This window comes from Flavobacterium aquaticum (genome assembly GCF_003259835.1).
Lineage (GTDB): Bacteria > Bacteroidota > Bacteroidia > Flavobacteriales > Flavobacteriaceae > Flavobacterium > Flavobacterium aquaticum.
This window is the reverse complement of sequence record NZ_QLMI01000007.1, coordinates 36128-57089: the sequence shown is the minus strand read 5'-3', so window position 1 is coordinate 57089 and position 20962 is coordinate 36128. Positions and strand designations below refer to the sequence as shown.

The following is a 20962-nucleotide window of genomic DNA, read 5'->3' as shown; positions in this document are numbered from 1 at the left end:
GTGAAATTCGTGTTCATTTTTAATTACAAAAAAACCTGACAGGTTTTTGAAACCTGTCAGGTTTGTATTTATAAATCAATAAATTATCTCGAATAATTCGGAGCTTCTTTCGTAATCGTTACATTGTGTGGGTGACTTTCGCCGATGCCACTTGCTGTAATTCTAATGAATCGACCGTTTTCTTGTAACGTTGGAATATCTTTTGCTCCACAATAACCCATTCCGGCTCTTAAACCACCAATGAATTGTTGCATGCTTTCGTTTAATTCTCCTTTGTAAGGCACACGACCTACAATTCCTTCTGGAACTAATTTCTTAACATCATCTTCTACATCTTGGAAATAACGGTCTTTAGAACCTTCTTGCATCGCTTCAACAGAACCCATTCCTCGATACGATTTGAATTTTCTTCCTTCAAAAATAATCGTTTCACCTGGTGATTCTTTTGTTCCTGCTAATAACGAACCTAACATCACACAATCGGCACCCGCAGCAATCGCTTTTGGAATATCTCCTGTGTAACGAATTCCACCATCAGCAATAACTGGAACTCCTGAACCTTTTAACGCTGCAGCTACTTCTAAAACAGCTGAAAATTGTGGAAATCCAACTCCTGCAACAACTCGCGTTGTACAAATAGAACCTGGACCAATTCCAACTTTCACAGCATCAGCTCCATTTTGAGCCAAATATAAAGCTGCTTCTGGTGTAGCAATGTTTCCAACTACTACATCTAATTCTGGGAATTTTGCTTTTACTGCTTTTAATACATCTACCACACCTTTTGTATGTCCGTGAGCCGTATCAATGATTACAGCATCAACTCCAGCATTTACTAAAGCCGTTGCTCTATCTACTGCATCAGCCGTAACTCCTAAAGCCGCAGCCACGCGTAAACGACCGAATTTATCTTTATTGGCAATTGGTTTTTGCGTTAATTTGGTAATATCTCTAAACGTAATTAAACCAACTAATTTATTATTGTTGTCAACTACAGGTAATTTTTCAATTTTATTTTCTTGTAAAATTCCTTCTGCTTCTTGTAAAGTAGTTCCTTGAGCAGCCGTTACTAAATTTTCTGAAGTCATAACTTCCAAAATAGAACGTGAATTTACTTTTTCGAAACGTAAATCTCTATTCGTTACGATTCCTTTTAGAATTCCGTTTTCATCAACTACTGGAATTCCGCCAATGCTAAATTCTTTCATTGCCATTTTCGCATCACCAACATTTGCAGTTAAAGGCAACGTTACTGGATCGATAATCATACCGCTTTCTGCACGTTTTACTTTCTTTACTTTCGCTGCTTGTTGCTCAATTGTCATGTTTTTGTGTAAAACGCCAATTCCTCCTTCTTGAGCCATAGCTATTGCCATAGAACTTTCGGTAACCGTATCCATTGCTGCGGAAACGATAGGAACATTCAACGTAATATTTCTCGAAAACTTCGATTGAATACTAACTTCGCGTGGTAAAATTTCTGAATAATTTGGAATAAGCAAAACATCGTCGTAAGTAAGACCTTCGCCAACGATTTTAGTTGTGTGTGCTTTCATGGTGCAATTTGTAGTTGTTGTTAAATTGCGTGCAAATATAGTAAAACTTAGCCAAATAATCTATTTCTTTTAAGAATAAATTATGTAACTTGCATATTAATTTTTCATTTCCAATGAGCGATTCTAAAAAAATAAGTACAGGCCTAACCGATTTAGAAGTAGTAGAATCCGCAAAAAAATTCGGCACCAACTCTGTCGAACATCAGAAAAAAAATCATTTTCTGAACTCCATTTTAGATATCGTAAAAGAACCCATGTTTCTTTTATTGTTGACCGCCACCAGCATCTATTTTATAACAGGAGATTACGGCGATGGTATTTTCATGGCTTTTGCAATTGTTTTTGTTATGGCAATTTCAGTTTTTCAAGAATCTAGAAGTCGTAATGCAATTGAAGCTTTAAAAAAACTAACCCAACCAAAATGTAAAGTCATTAGAAATAGTCAACTAATTGAAATTCCAACCGAAGAAATTGTAATTGGTGATTGTGTTCAATTGGAAGAAGGCGCTTTTATTCCTGCTGATGGAATTATTCTTTCATCCAACGATTTTTCGGTCAACGAATCTATTTTAACGGGTGAATCTTTAGCCGTATTCAAATCAAATGAATCCGAAAATAAACAAGTCTTTCAAGGAACGATTGTTGCTTCTGGTCTAGCGATTTGTGAAGTAACTGCAATTGGAAATAAAACGCAACTAGGAAAAATTGGTTCCAGCTTGAATGCAATCGAAGAAGAAAAAACGCCTTTGCAAATTCAAATCGGTAATTTCGTCACCAAAATGTCGATTATTGGTTTAGTGATATTTGCTATAGTTTGGGCGATTAATTACTACAACTCTGGATTAGTTTTGGATAGTTTATTGAAAGCATTAACCTTAGCTATGAGTGTTATTCCGGAGGAAATTCCAGTTGCATTTACCACGTTTATGGCCTTAGGAGCTTGGCGCTTGATGAAAATGGGCATCATTACCAAACAAACAAAAACCGTAGAAACTCTTGGAAGTGCTACCGTAATTTGCACCGATAAAACCGGAACGATTACCGAAAACCGAATGAGTTTAGCCGAATTGTATCTTTTTAAATCCAATTCGATAATAGAAACCTCTCAAAAACTAAATCCCGAAGCAGAAGAAGTATTGAATTTCGCCATGTGGTCAAGCGAACCCATTCCGTTTGATGCGATGGAAATTGCCATTCACGAAGCGTATTCTAATTTTGAGAGTGAAGACGAGCGACCATATTTCAAATTGGTTCACGAATATCCATTAGGCGGAAAACCACCAATGATGACACATGTTTTTGAAAACGAATCGGGTAAAAAAATCATCGCTGCTAAAGGTGCTCCTGAAGCTTTAATAGCTGTTAGTCATTTAACTGAAACTGAAAAAAATCAGATTTTTGAGGCAATGAAAGCCATGATGCAAAAAGGATTTCGAGTTTTAGGTGTGGGCGTATCCGACTTTGAAGGAACGGATTATCCAGCAACCCAACAAGAATTAAAGTTTCATTTTAAAGGATTAGTAGGGTTTTATGATCCACCAAAACAGAATATTCAAGCGGTTTTTGAAACGTTTTACAGAGCCGGAATTCAAGTAAAAATCGTAACAGGTGATAATGCTGAAACTACTTCAACCATCGCAAAACAAGTCGGATTTAAAAACGCTGATAAAGTCTTGAATGGCGATGAATTAATGGCAATGGATGAAGCTACTTTAAAAGAGAAAGTAATGGAAACCGCTATTTTCACCAGAATGTTTCCAGAAGCGAAGCTTAAAATTATTCAAGCTTTAAAATCAAACAATCAAATCGTTGCCATGACAGGTGATGGTGTTAATGACGGACCAGCTTTGAAATCGGCACATATAGGCATTGCAATGGGCAAAAAAGGAACTGAAATCGCCAAACAAGCCGCTAATTTAATTCTTATAGATGATAATTTCGAAAAAATGACGGATGCCATCGCTATGGGAAGAAAAATCTACATTAATCTCAAAAAAGCAATTCAATATATAATTTCAATTCATATTCCGATTATATTAATTGTGTTTATTCCATTGGCTTTGGGCTGGATATATCCGAATATTTTCACTCCAGTTCACATTATTTTCTTAGAAATTATTATGGGTCCAACTTGCTCCATCATCTACGAAAATGAACCTATGGAAGACAATCTGATGCTACAAAAACCAAGACCGCTAACAACCACTTTCTTTAACTTAAAAGAAGTATTGATAAGTATCATTCAAGGATTAGTCATTACATTAGGATTGTTATTCATTTATCAATACGCCATTGGAGAAAACATGTCCGAAAACGGCACTAGAACCTTGATTTTCTTAACATTAATTACTTCTAACATAGTATTAACCTTAGCGAATCGTTCGTTCTATTATTCTATTTTCAAAACAATTCAGTACAAAAATAATTTGGTAGGATTGATTATTGGAGTCACCATTGTATTGACAGGATTATTGTTGTTTATTCCTGCATTTTCTAACTTCTTCTTGTTTGAAATGGTAAGCTTTTCCCAAATAGGATTATGTGTTTTAGTAGGAAGTATTTCGGTACTTTGGGTCGAAATTTACAAAGCGTTTAAACGAAGAAAAACTGATTAATGAAATTCACCAAACAACTTAGTCGCTTCATTATAAGCACTTTCAAAACTCATTGGACTCGTGTTCGTATTTTCTCTTTTGGTAGTGAAATACGATAATAATTTCTCCGTAGGCATGTTTCCTGTTAAATCGTCTTTTGCCATTGGACAACCACCAAAACCTTGAATCGCGCCATCATAACGACGACAACCCGCGTTGTAAGCCGCATCAATTTTTTCAAACCATTTGTCTGGCGTAGTGTGTAAATGTGCTCCAAATTCAATGTTTGGATATTTCGGAATTAAATTAGAAAACAAATAATCAATTACTTCTGGAGTTGAACTTCCAACTGTATCCGAAAGCGAAAGGATTTTAACACCCATATTCGCTAATTTTCCGGTCCATTCCCCCACAATTTCAACATTCCATGGATCTCCATACGGATTTCCAAAACCCATTGAAATATAAGTGACTACTTCTTTGTTGGATTTATCAGCGATTTCTAAAATCTCTTGTAATGTCACCAAACTTTCCGCAATAGTTTTGTGCGTATTTCGCATTTGAAAATTCTCCGAAATCGAAAATGGAAAACCTAAATATTGAATTTCCTTATGAATCGAAGCATTTTGAGCACCTTGTGTATTCGCAATAATCGCTAATAATTTGCTATTGGTAGCAGACAAATCCAATTGCGCTAATACCTCAACAGTATCTTGCATTTGAGGAATCGCTTTTGGCGAAACAAAACTTCCAAAATCAATAGTATCAAAGCCTACACGCAATAACGATTGGATGTATTTTACCTTTCTTTCGGTTGGAATAAACGGTTTAATGCCTTGCATGGCATCGCGCGGACACTCGATAATTTTGATTTCGTTCATAGCTTCAAAGATAGAAATTTTAGCTGTTTTCCAAAATCTTTTTATTGATTGCTTTCACCAAAGCCGGACCTTCGTAAATAAATCCAGTGTACAATTGCACCAAACTGGCACCAGCATTTAATTTTTGAATGGCATCTTCCGCAGTGTGAATGCCTCCTACTCCAATGATTGGGAACGATTGATTACTTTTTTCCGAAAGAAAACGAATCACTTCGGTAGAACGTTTGGTTAATGGTTTTCCAGATAATCCGCCCATTTCTGATTTGTTTTCTGATTGTAAACCTTGACGAGAAATCGTAGTATTTGTAGCAATTACTCCTGCAATTTTAGTTTCGTTTACAATATCAATGATATCTAAAAGTTGCTCATCGGTTAAATCGGGAGCAATTTTTAGTAAAATTGGTTTTTGTTTTGGTTTTGAATTGTTTTGATTTTGAAGTGTTTGTAGTAACTCGGTCAAAGGCTTTTTATCTTGTAATTCGCGAAGATTTGGCGTGTTTGGAGAACTCACATTTACTACAAAATAATCGACATACGGAAACAAAGCTTCAAAACAGATTTCATAATCTTTTACCGCTTCTTCGTTTGGCGTGACTTTATTTTTTCCAATGTTTCCACCAATCAAAACACCTTTATTCTTTTTCAAACGTTCAACGGCTTCTTTTACACCTCCGTTATTGAAACCCATTCGGTTGATAATCGCATTGTCTTCTTTTAGGCGGAACAAACGTTTTTTAGGATTTCCTTCTTGTCCAACAGGTGTCAACGTTCCAATTTCAATAAATCCGAAACCGAAATTCGATAACTCTTGATATAACTTCGCATCTTTATCAAAACCTGCCGCTAATCCAACGGGATTTTTGAATTTAATTCCGAAAACTTCGCGTTCTAAACGAGCATCTTTAACTTCATAAAGCGCTTGAAACAAACTTGAAAAACCTAGAATTTTATTCAGAAAACGAATTAATGAAAAGGTAAAATAATGCACTTTTTCTGGATCGAAACAGAAAAGTAACGGACGAATGAATAATTTGTACATAGTGTGTTGTGTTGTTCTGCAAAAGTAAGAAAATGCTATTCCAAAAAAAAGTATTGCCGCATTTTGTAACAATAAAAGATTTGGTGCGTATAATTAGCAAGAACAAATTCAATTGCAAGAACAAGTTCAAAATTCTAATTTCAAAATTCTAATTTCAAAATGGCACAAACTCCTTCTAACATGTTACCATTAGGTACAATTGCTCCTGATTTCAATTTGAAAGACACCAACGCCACCGATTTTAAAACTTTTGCTGACTGTAAAGGTGAAAAAGGAACGGTCGTAATGTTCATTTGCAATCATTGTCCGTTTGTGCATCATGTGATGAAAGAAGTACTAAAAGTGGTGAATGATTATCGTGTACAAGGAATTGGTTTTGTAGCGATTTCGAGTAACGATATAGTAAAATATCCGCAAGATTCTCCTGAGTTAATGACTGAATTTGCTTTTGAAAACGGATTTGAATTCCCATATTTATATGACGAAACACAAGAAGTAGCCAAAACCTACGATGCCGCTTGTACACCTGATTTTTATCTTTTCGACAATCAAAACAAACTAGTTTACCGAGGACAATTAGACGACAGCCGACCTGCCAACGGTATTCCATTAAGTGGTTCTGATTTACGAAGTGCAATTGATGGTGTGGTTATGAATCGATTAATTAATCCAGAACAGAAGCCGAGTATTGGGTGTAATATTAAGTGGAAGTAATTTTTTTATCTCATTAGTTTACTTAACTTTGTACTCAAATTAAATACTTTCATTTTGAAATACCCAGTTTCAAATATTCTTTTAATTTCAAATGCAATTACAAAAGTAGTAGCATTTACACACAGCAAGGCCTTTATCAATTAGGCCTCCGTCTACCCTATTCCTAATTCTCAGACGGAGGATTTTTACTTACATCATTTTCTATTCATTTCAGAAGTACCTTCTGTAATCATTATTTTTTTTTAATTCTAACATCATGTCGCAAAAAAAACTTTTGGGAAAATTATATGCACGCCATATAATTTGGTTAATCACATTATCATTTTTGATGGGAACTCTTTTTTTGGTTGCATACTATAAAGTGCATCCTATTTTTCTATCTGCTCCTTTACTTATGTTAATTTTAGTTACCATCGACAGCTTTCAATCCAAACATTCGGTACGAAGAAATTATCCATTAATAGGCCGTTTACGCTATTTGTTTGAATCGGTTCGCCCTGAATTTCGCCAATACTTTTTTGAAGGCGAATTGGATGGAAAACCTTTTAACAGAAGACAACGTTCTATCGTATATCAAAGAGCTAAAAACGAAAAACAAACCATTTCCTTTGGAATGCAAGATGACCCTAATCGTATTGGTTATGAATGGGCGGCACATTCAGTTTATCCTAAAAAAGCGGACGAGAAAAAATTTAGAACGCTAATTGGTGGCTCAAATTGTTTACAGCCTTATAATGCTAGTATTTATAATATTAGTGCTATGAGTTATGGCGCTTTGAGTAAAACTGCCATTACTTCTTTAAACGAAGGAGCTAAACTTGGTAATTTTGCTCATAATACAGGCGAAGGTGGAATCAGTGATTACCATTTGATGGGAGGCGATTTGATTTGGCAAATTGGAACAGGATATTTCGGTTGTAGGGATGAAAAAGGAAACTTTTCTAGTGAATTATTTGCAGAAAAAGCGAATTACGAACAAGTAAAGATGATTGAATTAAAATTATCACAAGGAGCAAAACCAGGACATGGTGGATTACTTCCTGCAGAAAAGAACACACCAGAAATTGCAAAGATTAGAAGTATACAACCTTTTACAACGGTACATTCGCCATCTGGTCATACTGCTTTTTCAAATGCTACCGAGTTGTTGTATTTTATTGGACAATTGCGAGAACTTTCCAACTTTAAACCAGTAGGTTTCAAAATTTGTATTGGTCGAAAGGATGAATTTATTGATATTGTAAAAGCAATGTTACACACTAAAATTTATCCCGATTTTATTACCATTGATGGTGCCGAAGGCGGAACAGGTGCGGCACCACTTGAATTTATTGATTATATGGGAATGGCGTTATCTGACGCAATTGTGTTTGTAAACCAAACCTTAAAAGAATATGGATTGAGTGACGAAATTAAAATTTTAGCTTCTGGGAAAATCATTTCGGCTTTTGATATTGCAAAAACATTGGCGTTAGGTGCTGATGCTTGTTATAGTGCTCGTGGAATGATGTTTGCCCTTGGATGTATTCAAGCCTTACAATGTGATAGCGGAAAATGTCCGGTGGGAATTGCAACGCAAGATAAATCGTTATACAAAGGATTAGATGTAACTGATAAAAGAGTCAGAGTAGCAAATTTTCATAAAAACACCTTAAAAGCCTTTGGGGAATTTATTGGTGCTTGTGGATTTGAAAATCCGAAAGAAATAACACCTGATTTTTTGTACAAAAGAGTGGAACACAATTCCAATCAAAATTTCACAGAGATTTACTATAAAGATTCTATAAAGTACAACCGAGAAGAATTCATGAATTTAAATTAAAATAATATGAAACCAATACCAACATTTACGTCAAGCGATCATAAACTGCTAAAAAAGATTACCAAAACCAATCTTTCGGCAACAAGTGCAAGAGAAATAAAATTACTAATGGAAGAATTAGACAGAGGCAACATCGTAGAAGATAATGCCCTGGAAAACGATATTATTCGAATTAATTCCGAGGTAATTATTGAAGACATAAGCACCCAAAAACAAATGAAATTTCAAATTGTTTTACCTTCTCAGGCGAATATAAAAGAAAGCAAATATTCCGTTTTAGTTCCGCTTAGTGTGGCGATTATTGGGTTTAAAGTAAACGATCAAGTAGATTGGGAATTGCCTGCTGGTAACAAAACATTAAAAGTTATTGCTGTTAACAACGGTAATTAATTTAGTAAACACCTTTTTTGAGGTGTTTTTTTATTTAAAAAAATCGATAATAAAAATTATAAGAATAATTAATCCAACTACAAATAAGTAAACTAAAAAATGAAATTTCTGAACCTTTCTCTCTTCTCTATAATCGGAAATCATAATAGTTTCGGTACTTGCTATAATTTCATTATCAATGAGTAGTTGATCAATAATAGCCCTATCTTTATCCAACAAAAAGAAACGGGTTCCGTCACTAATATCGGAATTCTCATTATTATTATGGTAGTAATCTATATTGTATTCAAGTAACAAATTTTCAAAGAGTATATAATCTTTGAACAAAACATTAAGTTTAAAATGTTCTTGAAATTTTACTTCTGCTGAATTTGCCATAATCAATTACTTTCTCTCCAAAATCACTTCAATAGGATTATTACTTCTTGGTCCGAAGCTTCTGGCTTGACGTTCGTTTTCACTCGAACACAAAATGTACATATTAAAAGCTTGTAATTGGACAAATTGCTCTTTGTATTTTCCTTTTGTATCTTGAATTTTGATGTAAAATTCTTCCGCAGGAAACGTATTCGTTACCGAAAGTAAATACGTATCACCTGCATAAGGGAAAAACCATTTTTCAGATTCGTTTGGTTTACTTATTAAATGATTTCGAGTAAAAACTAAAGCTTGGTTACCGTATTTCCAACTGTATTTGTTATTCTCGTTGATAACTTCTTCTCCTTTTTCGTTGACCAAAGTAATTTTTAAATCGGGAATATTATCTGATTTTCCTTCTTCATGAGCTTTTACTACTAAATAAGATGTAAAATCAAAGCCACAATGCGGTACTTGCCCAAAGGAGAACAAAGTGAATAATAGAAAGAAAAATGATAATTTGGTTTTCATAGCTTAGAATTATGGGTAAAAATACAAAAATGATACCAAAAAAATATCCGCCAATTGACGGATACTTTAATTATTTTGTTAGATAAGCATAAATCTTGTCTCTTTCTTCATCAGAAATTTTAGCTTTCTTTTGCATTCTTAAAACAATAGGAGTCCATTGTTCCGCTGAAAATTTATTGGGATCATATAATTTATGACAATTTGCACAATTATTTTCATACAATGCTTTACCTTCTGCTAATTCTGGTGTCAATGGCACTTCGTCAACTTTTGGCGCTTCAGTTTGGATAACTTTTGGAGAACAAGAATAAATTAGTGTTCCTAATAATACTATTGCAATAATTTTAGTTTTCATATTTAAGATTTGTTTAATGAGGTAAATATAAAAAAAAATCCCAAAAACAATGTTTTTGGGATTTTATATTGATTTTGAATACTAATTACTTAACATCCATTAATTCTACATCAAATACTAAAGTTGCATCTGGTGGAATTACTCCTCCTGCACCTCTAGAACCATATCCTAAATAAGAAGGAATCACAAAACGAGCTTTGTCTCCTACTTGTAATAAAGCGATACCTTCGTCCCAACCTTCAATAACTTGACCAACACCTAATTGAAAATCAATTGGTTGTTTTCTTTTGTATGAAGAATCAAAAACTTGTCCGTTTTCTAATGCTCCTTGGTAGTGAACTGATACTTTTTTACCTTTTTCAGCTTGTTTACCACTTCCTTTTTGGATGATTTGGTAACGTAAACCACTTTCAGTTTTTTGAAAACCAGCGGCTAATTTTTCCAAAGCCTCCTCTGCCATTTTTTTTTGCTCCGCAATTCTTTTCTCTCTTGAACCTTCAAATGTTCTAAATGCTTCAATTGCATTCCATTTTTGTGCTTCTTCTCCTACTCTTACAATTTCTAATGAATCAATTGTATCTCCTTGCGCAATTGCATCTACCACATCTTGTCCTTCAACAACGTGACCAAAAACGGTGTGTTTTCCGTCTAACCAAGCCGTTTCAATGTGTGTAATAAAGAATTGAGAACCGTTAGTTCCAGGTCCAGCATTAGCCATCGATAAAACTCCAGGTCCATCGTGACGTAAAGTTGGGTGAAACTCATCGTCAAAGTTGTAACCAGGACCACCCGTTCCTTGCCCTTGAGGACAACCACCTTGTATCATAAAATCAGGAATTACACGGTGAAATTTTAATCCATCATAATAAGGTTTTCCCATTGGACGTGCCGAATTTTCTAATTGACCTTCTGCTAACCCTACGAAATTTCCAACCGTTCCTGGTGTTAAATCGTGCGTTAATTTTACTAAAATAGTACCTCTTGAAGTATTAAATTTAGCGTATATACCGTTTTCCATACTTTTGTTTTTAAATTTGAAAGTGCAAAATTACAAAATAATTTGGTAGATTTGATATACTAAAATCGAATACTGTGGAAGCGAAAGATTATATCAACATCAATAAAGAAACTTGGAACAACAAAGTTGATGTGCACATTGACTCTGATTTTTATAATATGGAAGGTTTTCTGAAAGGAAAATCAACCTTAAATTCGATTGAACTGGATTTACTTGGCGATGTTTCTGGCAAAAAAGTATTGCATTTGCAATGTCATTTTGGTCAAGACACGATAACTTTTTCGAGAATGGGCGCAAAAGCAACAGGTGTAGATTTATCGGATAAAGCAATTGAAAGAGCAAGAGAAATCAATAAAAAAATAGGCTTAGATGCTACTTTTGTTTGTTGCGATATTTATGATTTACCAAATCATTTAGACGAAAAATTTGATATTGTTTTTACAAGTTATGGTACGATTGGTTGGTTTCCCGATTTAGACAAATGGGCAAAAATAGTTTCACATTTCTTAAAACCTGAAGGAAAATTTGTCTTTGCCGAATTTCATCCTGTGGTTTGGATGTTTGACAATGATTTTAAAGAAGTTTTTTACAATTATTTTAATATAGAACCTATTTTAGAGGAAGCTGAAGGAACTTACGCTAATAAAGAAGCAGCTCTCAACACAACAACTATTACATGGAATCATCCTATTTCGGAAGTTTTAAACGCTTTGATTTCAAACGGATTAGAGATTAATTGTTTTAACGAGTTTGATTATTCTCCTTATAATTGTTTCAATCAAACCGAAGAATTTGATTCCGAAGGATCGGAAAAAAAATTCCGAATCAAACATTTAGAAAACAAAATTCCAATGGTGTATTCGCTTTCGGCAACTAAAAAATAATCTACTATCTTTGCAGCATGCGAATTGATATTATTACCGTTTTACCCGAATTAATGCGAAGTCCGTTTGAGGCTTCCATCATGAAACGTGCCATCCAAAAAGGATTGGTCGAAGTCCATTTTCACAACTTAAGAGATTACACGACGAACAAACAGCGAAGTGTAGACGATTATCAGTTTGGTGGTGGTGCTGGTATGGTAATGATGGTGCAACCCATTGACGATTGTATTTCGAAGTTAAAAAGCGAGAGAACTTACGACGAAATTATTTATATGACACCTGACGGGGAAACGCTGAATCAAAAAATGGCGAATTCCATTTCGATGTACGAAAACATCATGATTTTGTGTGGACATTATAAAGGAGTGGACCAACGTGTGCGTGATATGCACATTACACGAGAAATTTCGATTGGCGATTATGTGTTGAGTGGCGGAGAAATTGGCGCTATTGTTTTTTGCGATGCGATTATTCGATTAATTCCAGGTGTTTTAAGTGATGAAACTTCGGCTTTGACGGATAGCTTTCAAGATAATTTATTGTCGCCACCTATTTATACTCGTCCTGCCGAATACAAAGGATTGAAAGTTCCAGATGTGTTATTGAGTGGGAATTTCGGAAAAATTGAAAAATGGCGTGAAGACATGGCGTATGAACATACTAAAAACAGAAGACCTGATTTATTAGAAGAGTAAAATTAGTATCTGAAAGAAAATTATCAAGTATAATTTGTTAATTATTTAATTTATTTTCTTAAATTTGCACCCACTTTGAATCAACCTCTGGCGATAGACGTGTATGTTGCTTTGAATCAAACATTTATAATTAAAACTATGTCAAATTTAGTTGATTTCGTAAATAACGAATTAGTTGCAAAAAATGATTTCCCTGAGTTTGGTGCTGGTGATACAATCACTGTGTACTACGAAATTAAAGAGGGTGAAAAAACTAGAACTCAGTTCTTCAAAGGAGTTGTAATCCAAAGAAGAGGAGCTGGAGCTACTGAAACTTTTACAATTCGTAAAATGTCTGGTGCTGTTGGTGTTGAGCGTATCTTCCCAGTTAACATGCCAGCTTTACAAAAAATTGAAGTGAACCAAAGAGGTAAAGTACGTAGAGCTCGTATCTTCTACTTTAGAGATCTTACTGGTAAAAAAGCAAAAATCAAAGAAAGAAGATACAAAAACTAATTTGTACTTTCTCAAGTATAAAAAGCCGCAACATTGTTGTGGCTTTTTTTATGTCTTTTATACTTTTTTTAATTACTTTAAACGAATTGTATTAATAGCTAAGCTAATTTTTTTATATGAAAATAGAATTCAAACAACAATAGTAGTTACAAAAAAAGCCTTGATAATTCAAGGCTTTTTTTGTAATAAATCATTCTAATTATTTCTTCACTACTTTAAATCGCTTAATACCTTCTTCCGATTTAACAGTTACAAAGTATACACCAGCACTTAAACCTGACATATTCATACCAAAATCAGCAGCATTTGGAAGTTCGGTCATCAATAATTGCCCAGAAACATTATAAACTTCAATTTTAGTCAAAAGACTTCCTGTCACAGACTTAATATTTAAAACATCAGTAACCGGATTTGGATAATAGTTTAGACCTGTTTGATTAAAATCATTTACTCCTAAAGTATCATTATAAAGTTCAAAGTCATCAACATAAAAAGTTGTTGACATATTATCATTCATAGTACCATTTGTTGCCCAAAAAGCAAAACGAACATGTCCTGAACTTGGCAAGTAATCGAAATTTATCATTTGACCTAAGTTCGAAATCGGTGTATAACTATTCCATTCTTGGAAAAAAGACCAAGTTAACCCATTATTAGTAGAATAATAAAGAACAACTCTATCATCAGCATCCATAGTTGCTGCATTAGTATTTCCTACTTGTGTGAGTGCAATTCTAAATTTTAACTTATTATCGGCAATCATTTGAAATTTAGGTGAAATCATCCAAACGCCTTCGGTATCACCTGAACCAATAATATCAATTTTAGCAGATTTATTGTTTAGTACATTTGCAAAATTATCAACAATCTCCCAATTCATGCTTCCAGATCTTTCGGTTAAAATTGTAAGATCATTATCCGTAATTTCCCAACAAGTCTGATCAAACATTTCAAAGTTAAACACATAAGGAGCTTCTTCTAAACAACTAAATCCATCAACTGCTGTTTCATCGCCAATAACAAAATTATCCAATCTAAAACCCCTGTTGGCATTCGCTGAACTAGCCATATTACTATAATACTTGAATCGGAAAACAACATTTGAAAGATTTTGAAGAAAAGAAATATCCATCTTCGCTGTCACAATTTTACCTGACAAATCAAACCAACCCGGCTCATTATTTAACTCAGACATCGTCTGAAAATTAGGATACCAGTTTATAGATGGGCCACTAGCCGTTGTAATCAGATTCCACGTTGTACCACCATCTGTTGAATATTCCATATTCCCTCCATTGTAATATGATCTTCCTATACACATATAATCAAAAGCCATGAACAACGGTTGAGTTTGTCCTGTAAAATCAAAAACAGGACTCTGAATATAATACATAGGTGTCTGAGAACTCTGCCACGAACCGTAAGGAACGTATTCTGTTCTTAAAACTCCATTATATATACGTCTGTATAAATCCTCTTCTATTGCTTGTGGGATTCTTGTAGTAGTTCGGTAATTATCTAAAAACTGTGAATATCTATCCTCATAAGAATATCCATGCCACCCATTTATAACAGCTCCTTCAAAATTTTCTTGATAAGGAAAAACATTTACTCCGCTTAGTTTTAAATCCCAAAAACCTATATTATTTGTTTCTATTGATTCTGGATTAAGATTGTCTCCATCTATTACATAAAATAAATAAGAATAAGTACTAAAATTTGCAGGAACTGAATATTCCAAACTCTTGTAGTGTTTAAACTCAGGACGAATTTGAGGAACTTGAGAAGTTCCCAATAAGTAATCACTAGCATCCAAGTTAGCATCAGAAGACAAATAAAACTTAATATCTGTAGCATTACTTATATAATTACCATTATTTTTAATATCAATAGAAAAATTAATATAATCAGACAATAAACTCACGTACAAATCTTTACTGTAAGGCACTGCTAAATCAATTCTTGCTTCGGATATTGAAAAATTGTCCAACAAAAAACCTTCACTTGCATAATCTGGATAATTATCATTAGCATTATCAAACTTAGTAACATTAAATCTAAACCTTATATTTTCATAGTCTTTAAGTTGAGGAATATTAATAGCATAATGTGTATTCCTGTCAACATCTCTAGAATTATAATCTAATTGCGTACTTAAAACACTTTCGCCACTACTAAACATAAGCTCTGTGCCAAATTGCATATAATTAACATCTAAACCAGAATTTTCGTCATACTTCATAGATTTTGACCATTTAGTATATGATTCATTTATTGGCATGAGGACTTGCCAAGTAGCACCATTATCTATAGAGTAACTTAAATTAATCGCTCCAGTTCTGTAATGTCTTGCATGAGTATCCATATCGAACTCTAATACGGGATTAACACTTTGTGATAAATCAAAAACTGGTGTATAAAGATGCATTCTACTTAAACTAGAAAGAATTCCATTTGCATTAGTAATCCATGCCTTAGTTCCAGAAAATGCAGTACTTAAATTTTGACCATTAGGAATAGCTAAAGCCCAATCATCATTTCCTAAACTTTTATCATGGTTCCAATGCTGAGCATGGGTTTCAAAATCATTGAAATATGGAAAATCTTGAGTTGGAGTTTGTTCAATTTTAATAAAACCAATATTATTAGTCTCAAAAATCTCATCAACTTGATTACCCGCATCTAAGCTGTAAATGATATAATACTCGCCTGTTTGTTGTGTCGGCTTAGTAAATGTAAATTGTTCCCACTGACCTGTTTCTGCCGTTACATCTGTGTATGCCTGCTGTCCTAATAAAACATCAGAAGCATCAAGATTCTGATCGTTAGACCAATAAAAAGATGTAGAAGAAACCCCAGTATTTACTTTTCCACTATTAGTAAGATAATATTTGATTTCTCCTGAAACTTGTTGAGAAGAAGTAAATCTATTATTAAATTCAATTCTTTCAATCGTTAAATCAGCTTTTGCAGGACCAATATATAAATCATCAAAAATAATACCTTCTGGCTTTAAATAATTTGATTGGAATGTTATTCGGAATCGAATGTTTTGTGAGGAAGCCATTGCGGCAGGTATTGGAATATTTACAAATTCCCACTCGTCCGAAGAGTTTTCTGGAATAGTGAACAAATCTTGCCAATAATCTCCACATCCTGAAATATATTGCACTTTATAGAAATTATCATAGTACCCAACTCCACTATCATAATGATCCTTAAACCAAAAACTCAAATACAACTGATCTGTTAAGGAACTTAAATTAAAATAAGAAGACTCTACCCATTGATTTGTATACTCAGGTATATTTTCATTAATAGTTCCACTTGTGTGCCATGCATAATTACCCGAATGTGTTCCTTCTAAATGATGTCTAGTTCCTTTTCCAAGTCCCCAAATCATAGGAATTGTACTTGCTGAATGTTGTTTAGCTATCCAGTTTTGTTGATTAGATTCAAAATCATCAAAAAATGGAAGGTTATAAATTGGTTTTACTATTAATGATGCATATGATACATTATCAGATTCATTATTCTCATTAACTGTATTATTAAAATCGTGAACATATAAAATATAATATTGTCCTGGAGTTAAAGAAGACGGAGTTGGTATAATTTTTTCCCAGCCCGAAATAGTTCCTGCTATATTTGAAGCTTTTTCATCCAAATATGTATCACCTGCATCCAAGACAGTATCTGTAGACAGATAATATTTAGTAGTTACATTAAAAAAGGAAGTATATTGGTTACTAAAATTAAGTGAACTAACAACTTTAATTTCTGGACAAAGCGGAGAAATCTCAATAGTATTACCCTGAGAAGCCCAAATATTATAATATTCTGGTGCAATAGAAAAGTCATCAATAACCCAACCAAAACCATTGCAATACGAATTGGTTACAAAACGAAATCTAAATTTCACATTTGGATTACCTTGTAAAGAAGAAAGGTCAATTGCCGAAACAGTACTATAACCAGACGATGAATAGGAAAAACCGCTACCAAATTGCCAGTTCTTTTTTAAAGTTGTCGTTGGGTTAAACAATTGCCAAGTTACTCCATTATTAATAGAGTAATCCAAATAAAAATTAGATGAATTTATATTACTGGTATGCTTAAACGAAAGCACATAAGGAAGCCCTGCATTTGTTAAATCAAACGAAGGCGATTCCAAAACCCTAACAGAACTAGTTGTTGGTGTGCCCCGAAGTTTAGTTTCCCAAGCTAGATTATTAAGGTTGGTTTCTAAAGACGCGAAACCATGTTCCCAATCATCAGTTCCTGAAATTGCATAATGACTCCAACCTGTCAACGTATTGACATTATTGAAATTATTCACATAAGGGAGTGTTTCTTGCGAATGGGATGTAAAGCTAATAAGCAGGAAAAGGAGTAAAATTCTTTTCATAATAATTGAAATATGCATTTTATAAGTTAGCAAAAATAATTATAATTATTTTATTTGTAATATTTTACAAACAAATATATTAGATATTTTTTATTGAATTTTATTCAAGATTTAAGCCTTTATCCTAAATTATTTCTTTCAAATTTCCTATATTTGGCAGATTTTACAAATTATATTCAAACAAACACATAACATTCATGTCCAATCAATCTAAAATAATGTATACCATTACGGATGAGGCGCCTATGTTGGCAACACATTCGTTTTTACCTATTGTAAAAGCCTTTACTAAACCTGCAGATATTACTATCGAAACTAGAGATATTTCATTAGCAGGCAGAATTTTAGCTAACTTTCCAGAATTCTTAAAAGAAGACCAAAAAGTAGGTGACGCGCTTACCGAACTAGGACAATTAGCGAATACTCCAGAAGCTAACATTATCAAATTACCAAACATTTCGGCTTCGGTAATTCAATTAAAAGAAGCGATTGCTGAATTACAATCTCAAGGATTCAATATTCCTAGCTATCCAGAAGAGCCTCAAAATGACACTGAAAAAGAAATCAAAGCTAAATATGCTAAAGTTTTAGGCTCGGCTGTAAATCCAGTATTACGTGAAGGAAACTCAGACAGAAGAGCGCCAAAAGCAGTTAAAAACTACGCAAAGGCTAATCCTCACCGCATGGGAACTTGGGCTTCAGATAGTAAAACTGAAGTAGCTCACATGAATTCAGGAGATTTCTACGGAACAGAAAACTCTACAACTGTTGAAAAAGATGGAAAATTCAGAATCGTTTTCAATTCAGATAATGGAGCAACTACGGTTTTAAAAGATTTCTCAAATTTAAAAGCGGGAGAAGTTATTGATAGTTCGGTTATGAACTTAAATGCTTTAAAACAATTCGCAGCAGCTACAATTGCTGATGCTAAAGCGAAAAACGTTATGCTTTCTGCGCATTTAAAAGCAACGATGATGAAGGTTTCTGATCCAATTATTTTTGGAGCTATCGTTGAAACGTTCTTTGCTGATGTGTATACAAAATATGCAGACTTATTCAATTCATTAGATATCAATCCAAACAACGGATTACAAGATTTATACAATAAAATTGCTGGAATTCCTCAAGAAGCTGAAATCAAACAAGCAATTGCTGATGCTTTAGCTAACGGACCAAGAGTAGCTATGGTGAATTCAGAAAAAGGAATTACGAACTTTCACGTTTCTTCTGATGTAATTGTAGATGCTTCTATGGCTGCTTTAGCAAGAAGTGGAGGAAAAATGTGGAATGCAGAAGGAAAAGAAGAAGACACAATCGCTATTATTCCAGACCGTTCTTACGCTGGTTTCTATTCGGCTTGTATTGATGAAATGAAACAAAATGGCGCTTTAGATCCTAAAACAATTGGTTCTGTTCCAAACGTTGGATTAATGGCTCAAAAAGCAGAAGAATATGGCTCTCACGATAAAACATTTCAATTAAAAGAAAACGGAACAGTTAACGTGGAAGACGAAAACGGAAACGTTTTATTATCTCAAAAAGTAGAAGCAGGTGACATTTTTAGAATGTGCCAGGTAAAAGATGCTCCTATTCAGGATTGGGTTAAATTAGCGGTAAACAGAGCTAGATTGTCAGATACTCCAGCTATTTTCTGGTTAGACAAAGGCAGAGCGCACGATAGAGAAATCATCAAAAAAGTTGAGAAATACTTAAAAGATTACGATACAACGGGCTTAGACATTCGTATTATGGATGTAAAAGATGCTATGAAAGAAACATTACGAATCATCCGTCAAGGAAAAGATGTAATTTCAGTTTCTGGAAACGTTTTACGTGATTATTTAACGGATTTATTCCCAATTTTAGAATTAGGAACTTCGGCTAAAATGTTATCAATTGTTCCATTAATGAACGGTGGTGGATTGTTCGAAACAGGCGCTGGTGGTTCTGCTCCAAAACACGTAGAGCAATTTATTGAAGAAGGGTATTTACGTTGGGATTCATTAGGTGAATTCTTAGCATTACAAGCTTCTTTAGAACATTTAGCACAAACACAAAACAATGCAAAAGCACAAGTTTTAGCAGATACTTTAGATGAAGCAAATGCAAAATTCTTAGCAGAAGACAAATCGCCAGCAAGAAAAGTAGGTGGAATTGATAACAGAGGTTCTCATTTCTATTTAGCTTTCTACTGGGCACAAGCTTTAGCAAACCAAACTAAAGATGCGGAATTAAAAGCAACATTCGCTCCTATTGCAGAAGCAATGACGGCTAACGAAGCTAAAATAGATGCAGAATTAATTGCAGCTCAAGGTAAAGCACAAAAAATTGAAGGTTATTATCATCCAAGTTTTGAGTTAACTGAGAAAGCAATGCGTCCAAGTGAAACATTAAATACAATCTTAGCGAAATTGAACTAAGATTTTTAAACTAAATAAAAAAGCGACTTAAAATTTAAGTCGCTTTTTTTATTTTTTATCTATTGGTTTTACGTATTCGATAATAAATTTTGCTGCAACGCCTGTATTCAAATTCCAATCATTTGTGGTTATCAAATTATCGTTTTCATCATAAATGGCAAATGTTGCTGTATTTGGCCCAGACAAACCTTGATTAAGGGCTACAATATCCATCAAATTATCACCTTCTCTTAAATCAATATAGCTAGTTTTAAAATCTGAATCCAAGTTAATAACATTAACTACAGTAACATCATTTAAAATGATTCTTACTTTATCACCATCAGGATCCATGTGATCTCTAGTCCTAATTTTTAAAACAGATGTGCTTACTTTAAACTTTCCAAAGAAAACATTCTCCCAACTTCCTTGTTGCGTTTCTTTATTTAATTTTTCCTTTACTTCATCTCCAGGATTTTTAAATTCACTTTTTTGAACCATTACACTTTCTTCGCCTTTCTTTTGATTCAAAATTGAATATCTTTTTAAATAATCATCATTTTTATCAAAAATACTTTTATAGGGTAGGCTAATGGTATTTTGATTCGTTTCTACCTTTGAAGGTTCATCCCAATTCAACTTTAATTTAGCACTCTTAAAAGGATTCTCTTTTTGAGCTAAAATCGTAGTTACTTGTAGAAGAAAAATTAAAATTAGTATTCTATTTTTCATTAGTTTTAATTTGGAAAAGGTAAATTTAAAACAATTAATGATTTTTGTTTACAAATTAACATTTGTTTTAAACTATTACCCTTTTTTTTTGT

Annotated in this window: 17 protein-coding genes; 8 read left to right on the top strand and 9 right to left on the bottom strand. The window is 33.6% G+C overall.

The genetic code is table 11. From position 1 onward, the window contains the following. Positions 1-83: 83 nt before the first annotated feature. On the bottom strand, positions 84-1556 hold the full coding sequence (gene guaB / locus B0I03_RS11070; protein ID WP_111567503.1) for an IMP dehydrogenase: 1473 nt from the start codon (positions 1554-1556) through the stop codon (positions 84-86). A 113-nt stretch (positions 1557-1669) separates the two neighbouring features. On the opposite strand from guaB, the gene B0I03_RS11065 reads away from it, so the two are divergent. After that, positions 1670-4171 carry a cation-translocating P-type ATPase gene (locus tag B0I03_RS11065; RefSeq protein ID WP_111567502.1) on the top strand — a complete coding sequence of 834 codons (2502 nt, stop codon included), beginning with the start codon at positions 1670-1672 and terminating at the stop codon, positions 4169-4171. Here B0I03_RS11065 and B0I03_RS11060 read toward each other — a convergent pair. Beyond that, entirely contained in the window at positions 4168-5031 is an 864-nt protein-coding gene (locus B0I03_RS11060; protein WP_111567501.1) for a hydroxymethylglutaryl-CoA lyase, read from the bottom strand. The genes B0I03_RS11065 and B0I03_RS11060 overlap by 4 nt on opposite strands. 19 nt (positions 5032-5050) lie before the next feature. Next, on the bottom strand, positions 5051-6070 hold the full coding sequence (locus tag B0I03_RS11055) for a quinone-dependent dihydroorotate dehydrogenase (RefSeq protein ID WP_111567500.1): 1020 nt from the start codon (positions 6068-6070) through the stop codon (positions 5051-5053). 159 nt (positions 6071-6229) lie between these two features. Here B0I03_RS11055 and B0I03_RS11050 point away from each other — a divergent pair, with 159 nt between their 5' ends. The 3 genes from B0I03_RS11050 to B0I03_RS11040 all read left to right on the top strand — a co-directional run bounded on the left by B0I03_RS11050 (position 6230) and on the right by B0I03_RS11040 (position 8996). After that, positions 6230-6784 carry a thioredoxin family protein gene (locus B0I03_RS11050; RefSeq protein ID WP_111567499.1) on the top strand — a complete coding sequence of 185 codons (555 nt, stop codon included), beginning with the start codon at positions 6230-6232 and terminating at the stop codon, positions 6782-6784. 256 nt (positions 6785-7040) lie between these two features. Further along, positions 7041-8606 carry an FMN-binding glutamate synthase family protein gene (locus B0I03_RS11045; protein ID WP_111567498.1) on the top strand — a complete coding sequence of 522 codons (1566 nt, stop codon included), beginning with the start codon at positions 7041-7043 and terminating at the stop codon, positions 8604-8606. Between the two features lie 6 nt (positions 8607-8612). Continuing rightward, positions 8613-8996 (top strand): GreA/GreB family elongation factor, encoded by a 384-nt coding sequence (locus tag B0I03_RS11040; RefSeq protein WP_111567497.1) that lies wholly within the window; start codon positions 8613-8615, stop codon positions 8994-8996. A gap of 30 nt (positions 8997-9026) precedes the next feature. Here B0I03_RS11040 and B0I03_RS11035 read toward each other — a convergent pair whose 3' ends face one another. From B0I03_RS11035 to B0I03_RS11020, 4 genes are all read right to left on the bottom strand, one after another. Beyond that, positions 9027-9374, bottom strand: coding sequence for a hypothetical protein (locus B0I03_RS11035; protein WP_111567496.1), 348 nt, complete (start codon positions 9372-9374; stop codon positions 9027-9029). Between the two features lie 6 nt (positions 9375-9380). Continuing rightward, positions 9381-9884 (bottom strand): hypothetical protein, encoded by a 504-nt coding sequence (locus B0I03_RS11030; protein ID WP_111567495.1) that lies wholly within the window; start codon positions 9882-9884, stop codon positions 9381-9383. Between the two features lie 70 nt (positions 9885-9954). Continuing rightward, positions 9955-10239 (bottom strand): c-type cytochrome, encoded by a 285-nt coding sequence (locus tag B0I03_RS11025; protein WP_111567494.1) that lies wholly within the window; start codon positions 10237-10239, stop codon positions 9955-9957. Between the two features lie 85 nt (positions 10240-10324). After that, positions 10325-11257, bottom strand: a complete 933-nt coding sequence (locus B0I03_RS11020; RefSeq protein WP_111567493.1) for a peptidylprolyl isomerase — start codon at positions 11255-11257, stop codon at positions 10325-10327. Between the two features lie 74 nt (positions 11258-11331). On the opposite strand from B0I03_RS11020, the gene B0I03_RS11015 reads away from it, so the two are divergent. The 3 genes from B0I03_RS11015 (at position 11332) to rplS (ending at position 13331) form a co-directional block, all read left to right on the top strand. After that, positions 11332-12141, top strand: a complete 810-nt coding sequence (locus B0I03_RS11015; protein WP_111567492.1) for a class I SAM-dependent methyltransferase — start codon at positions 11332-11334, stop codon at positions 12139-12141. A 17-nt stretch (positions 12142-12158) separates the two neighbouring features. Beyond that, a complete protein-coding gene (gene trmD, locus B0I03_RS11010; protein ID WP_111567491.1) occupies positions 12159-12836 on the top strand; it encodes a tRNA (guanosine(37)-N1)-methyltransferase TrmD in 678 nt (225 codons plus the stop codon). A gap of 138 nt (positions 12837-12974) precedes the next feature. After that, positions 12975-13331, top strand: coding sequence for a 50S ribosomal protein L19 (gene rplS / locus B0I03_RS11005; RefSeq protein ID WP_026725064.1), 357 nt, complete (start codon positions 12975-12977; stop codon positions 13329-13331). A gap of 199 nt (positions 13332-13530) precedes the next feature. Here the strand turns inward: rplS and B0I03_RS11000 are convergent, their stop codons facing one another. Beyond that, complete coding sequence (locus tag B0I03_RS11000) at positions 13531-17739, bottom strand: CARDB domain-containing protein (RefSeq protein WP_181452387.1); 4209 nt, start codon at positions 17737-17739, stop codon at positions 13531-13533. Between the two features lie 197 nt (positions 17740-17936). Here B0I03_RS11000 and B0I03_RS10995 point away from each other — a divergent pair, with 197 nt between their 5' ends. Then, entirely contained in the window at positions 17937-20159 is a 2223-nt protein-coding gene (locus B0I03_RS10995; protein ID WP_111567489.1) for an NADP-dependent isocitrate dehydrogenase, read from the top strand. 48 nt (positions 20160-20207) lie between these two features. Here the strand turns inward: B0I03_RS10995 and B0I03_RS10990 are convergent, their stop codons facing one another. Next, positions 20208-20870, bottom strand: a complete 663-nt coding sequence (locus B0I03_RS10990) for a hypothetical protein (RefSeq protein WP_111567488.1) — start codon at positions 20868-20870, stop codon at positions 20208-20210. Positions 20871-20962: the final 92 nt, after the last annotated feature.

Bases quoted from the DNA above. Each gene is read 5' to 3' on its own strand.
- guaB (WP_111567503.1), bottom strand. From the start codon at position 1,556: ATGAAAGCACACACAACTAAAATCGTTGGCGAAGGTCTTACTTACGAC.
- B0I03_RS11065 (WP_111567502.1), top strand. From the start codon at position 1,670: ATGAGCGATTCTAAAAAAATAAGTACAGGCCTAACCGATTTAGAAGTA.
- B0I03_RS11060 (WP_111567501.1), bottom strand. From the start codon at position 5,031: ATGAACGAAATCAAAATTATCGAGTGTCCGCGCGATGCCATGCAAGGC.
- B0I03_RS11055 (WP_111567500.1), bottom strand. From the start codon at position 6,070: ATGTACAAATTATTCATTCGTCCGTTACTTTTCTGTTTCGATCCAGAA.
- B0I03_RS11050 (WP_111567499.1), top strand. From the start codon at position 6,230: ATGGCACAAACTCCTTCTAACATGTTACCATTAGGTACAATTGCTCCT.
- B0I03_RS11045 (WP_111567498.1), top strand. From the start codon at position 7,041: ATGTCGCAAAAAAAACTTTTGGGAAAATTATATGCACGCCATATAATT.
- B0I03_RS11040 (WP_111567497.1), top strand. From the start codon at position 8,613: ATGAAACCAATACCAACATTTACGTCAAGCGATCATAAACTGCTAAAA.
- B0I03_RS11035 (WP_111567496.1), bottom strand. From the start codon at position 9,374: ATGGCAAATTCAGCAGAAGTAAAATTTCAAGAACATTTTAAACTTAAT.
- B0I03_RS11030 (WP_111567495.1), bottom strand. From the start codon at position 9,884: ATGAAAACCAAATTATCATTTTTCTTTCTATTATTCACTTTGTTCTCC.
- B0I03_RS11025 (WP_111567494.1), bottom strand. From the start codon at position 10,239: ATGAAAACTAAAATTATTGCAATAGTATTATTAGGAACACTAATTTAT.
- B0I03_RS11020 (WP_111567493.1), bottom strand. From the start codon at position 11,257: ATGGAAAACGGTATATACGCTAAATTTAATACTTCAAGAGGTACTATT.
- trmD (WP_111567491.1), top strand. From the start codon at position 12,159: ATGCGAATTGATATTATTACCGTTTTACCCGAATTAATGCGAAGTCCG.
- rplS (WP_026725064.1), top strand. From the start codon at position 12,975: ATGTCAAATTTAGTTGATTTCGTAAATAACGAATTAGTTGCAAAAAAT.
- B0I03_RS11000 (WP_181452387.1), bottom strand. From the start codon at position 17,739: ATGAAAAGAATTTTACTCCTTTTCCTGCTTATTAGCTTTACATCCCAT.
- B0I03_RS10995 (WP_111567489.1), top strand. From the start codon at position 17,937: ATGTCCAATCAATCTAAAATAATGTATACCATTACGGATGAGGCGCCT.
- B0I03_RS10990 (WP_111567488.1), bottom strand. From the start codon at position 20,870: ATGAAAAATAGAATACTAATTTTAATTTTTCTTCTACAAGTAACTACG.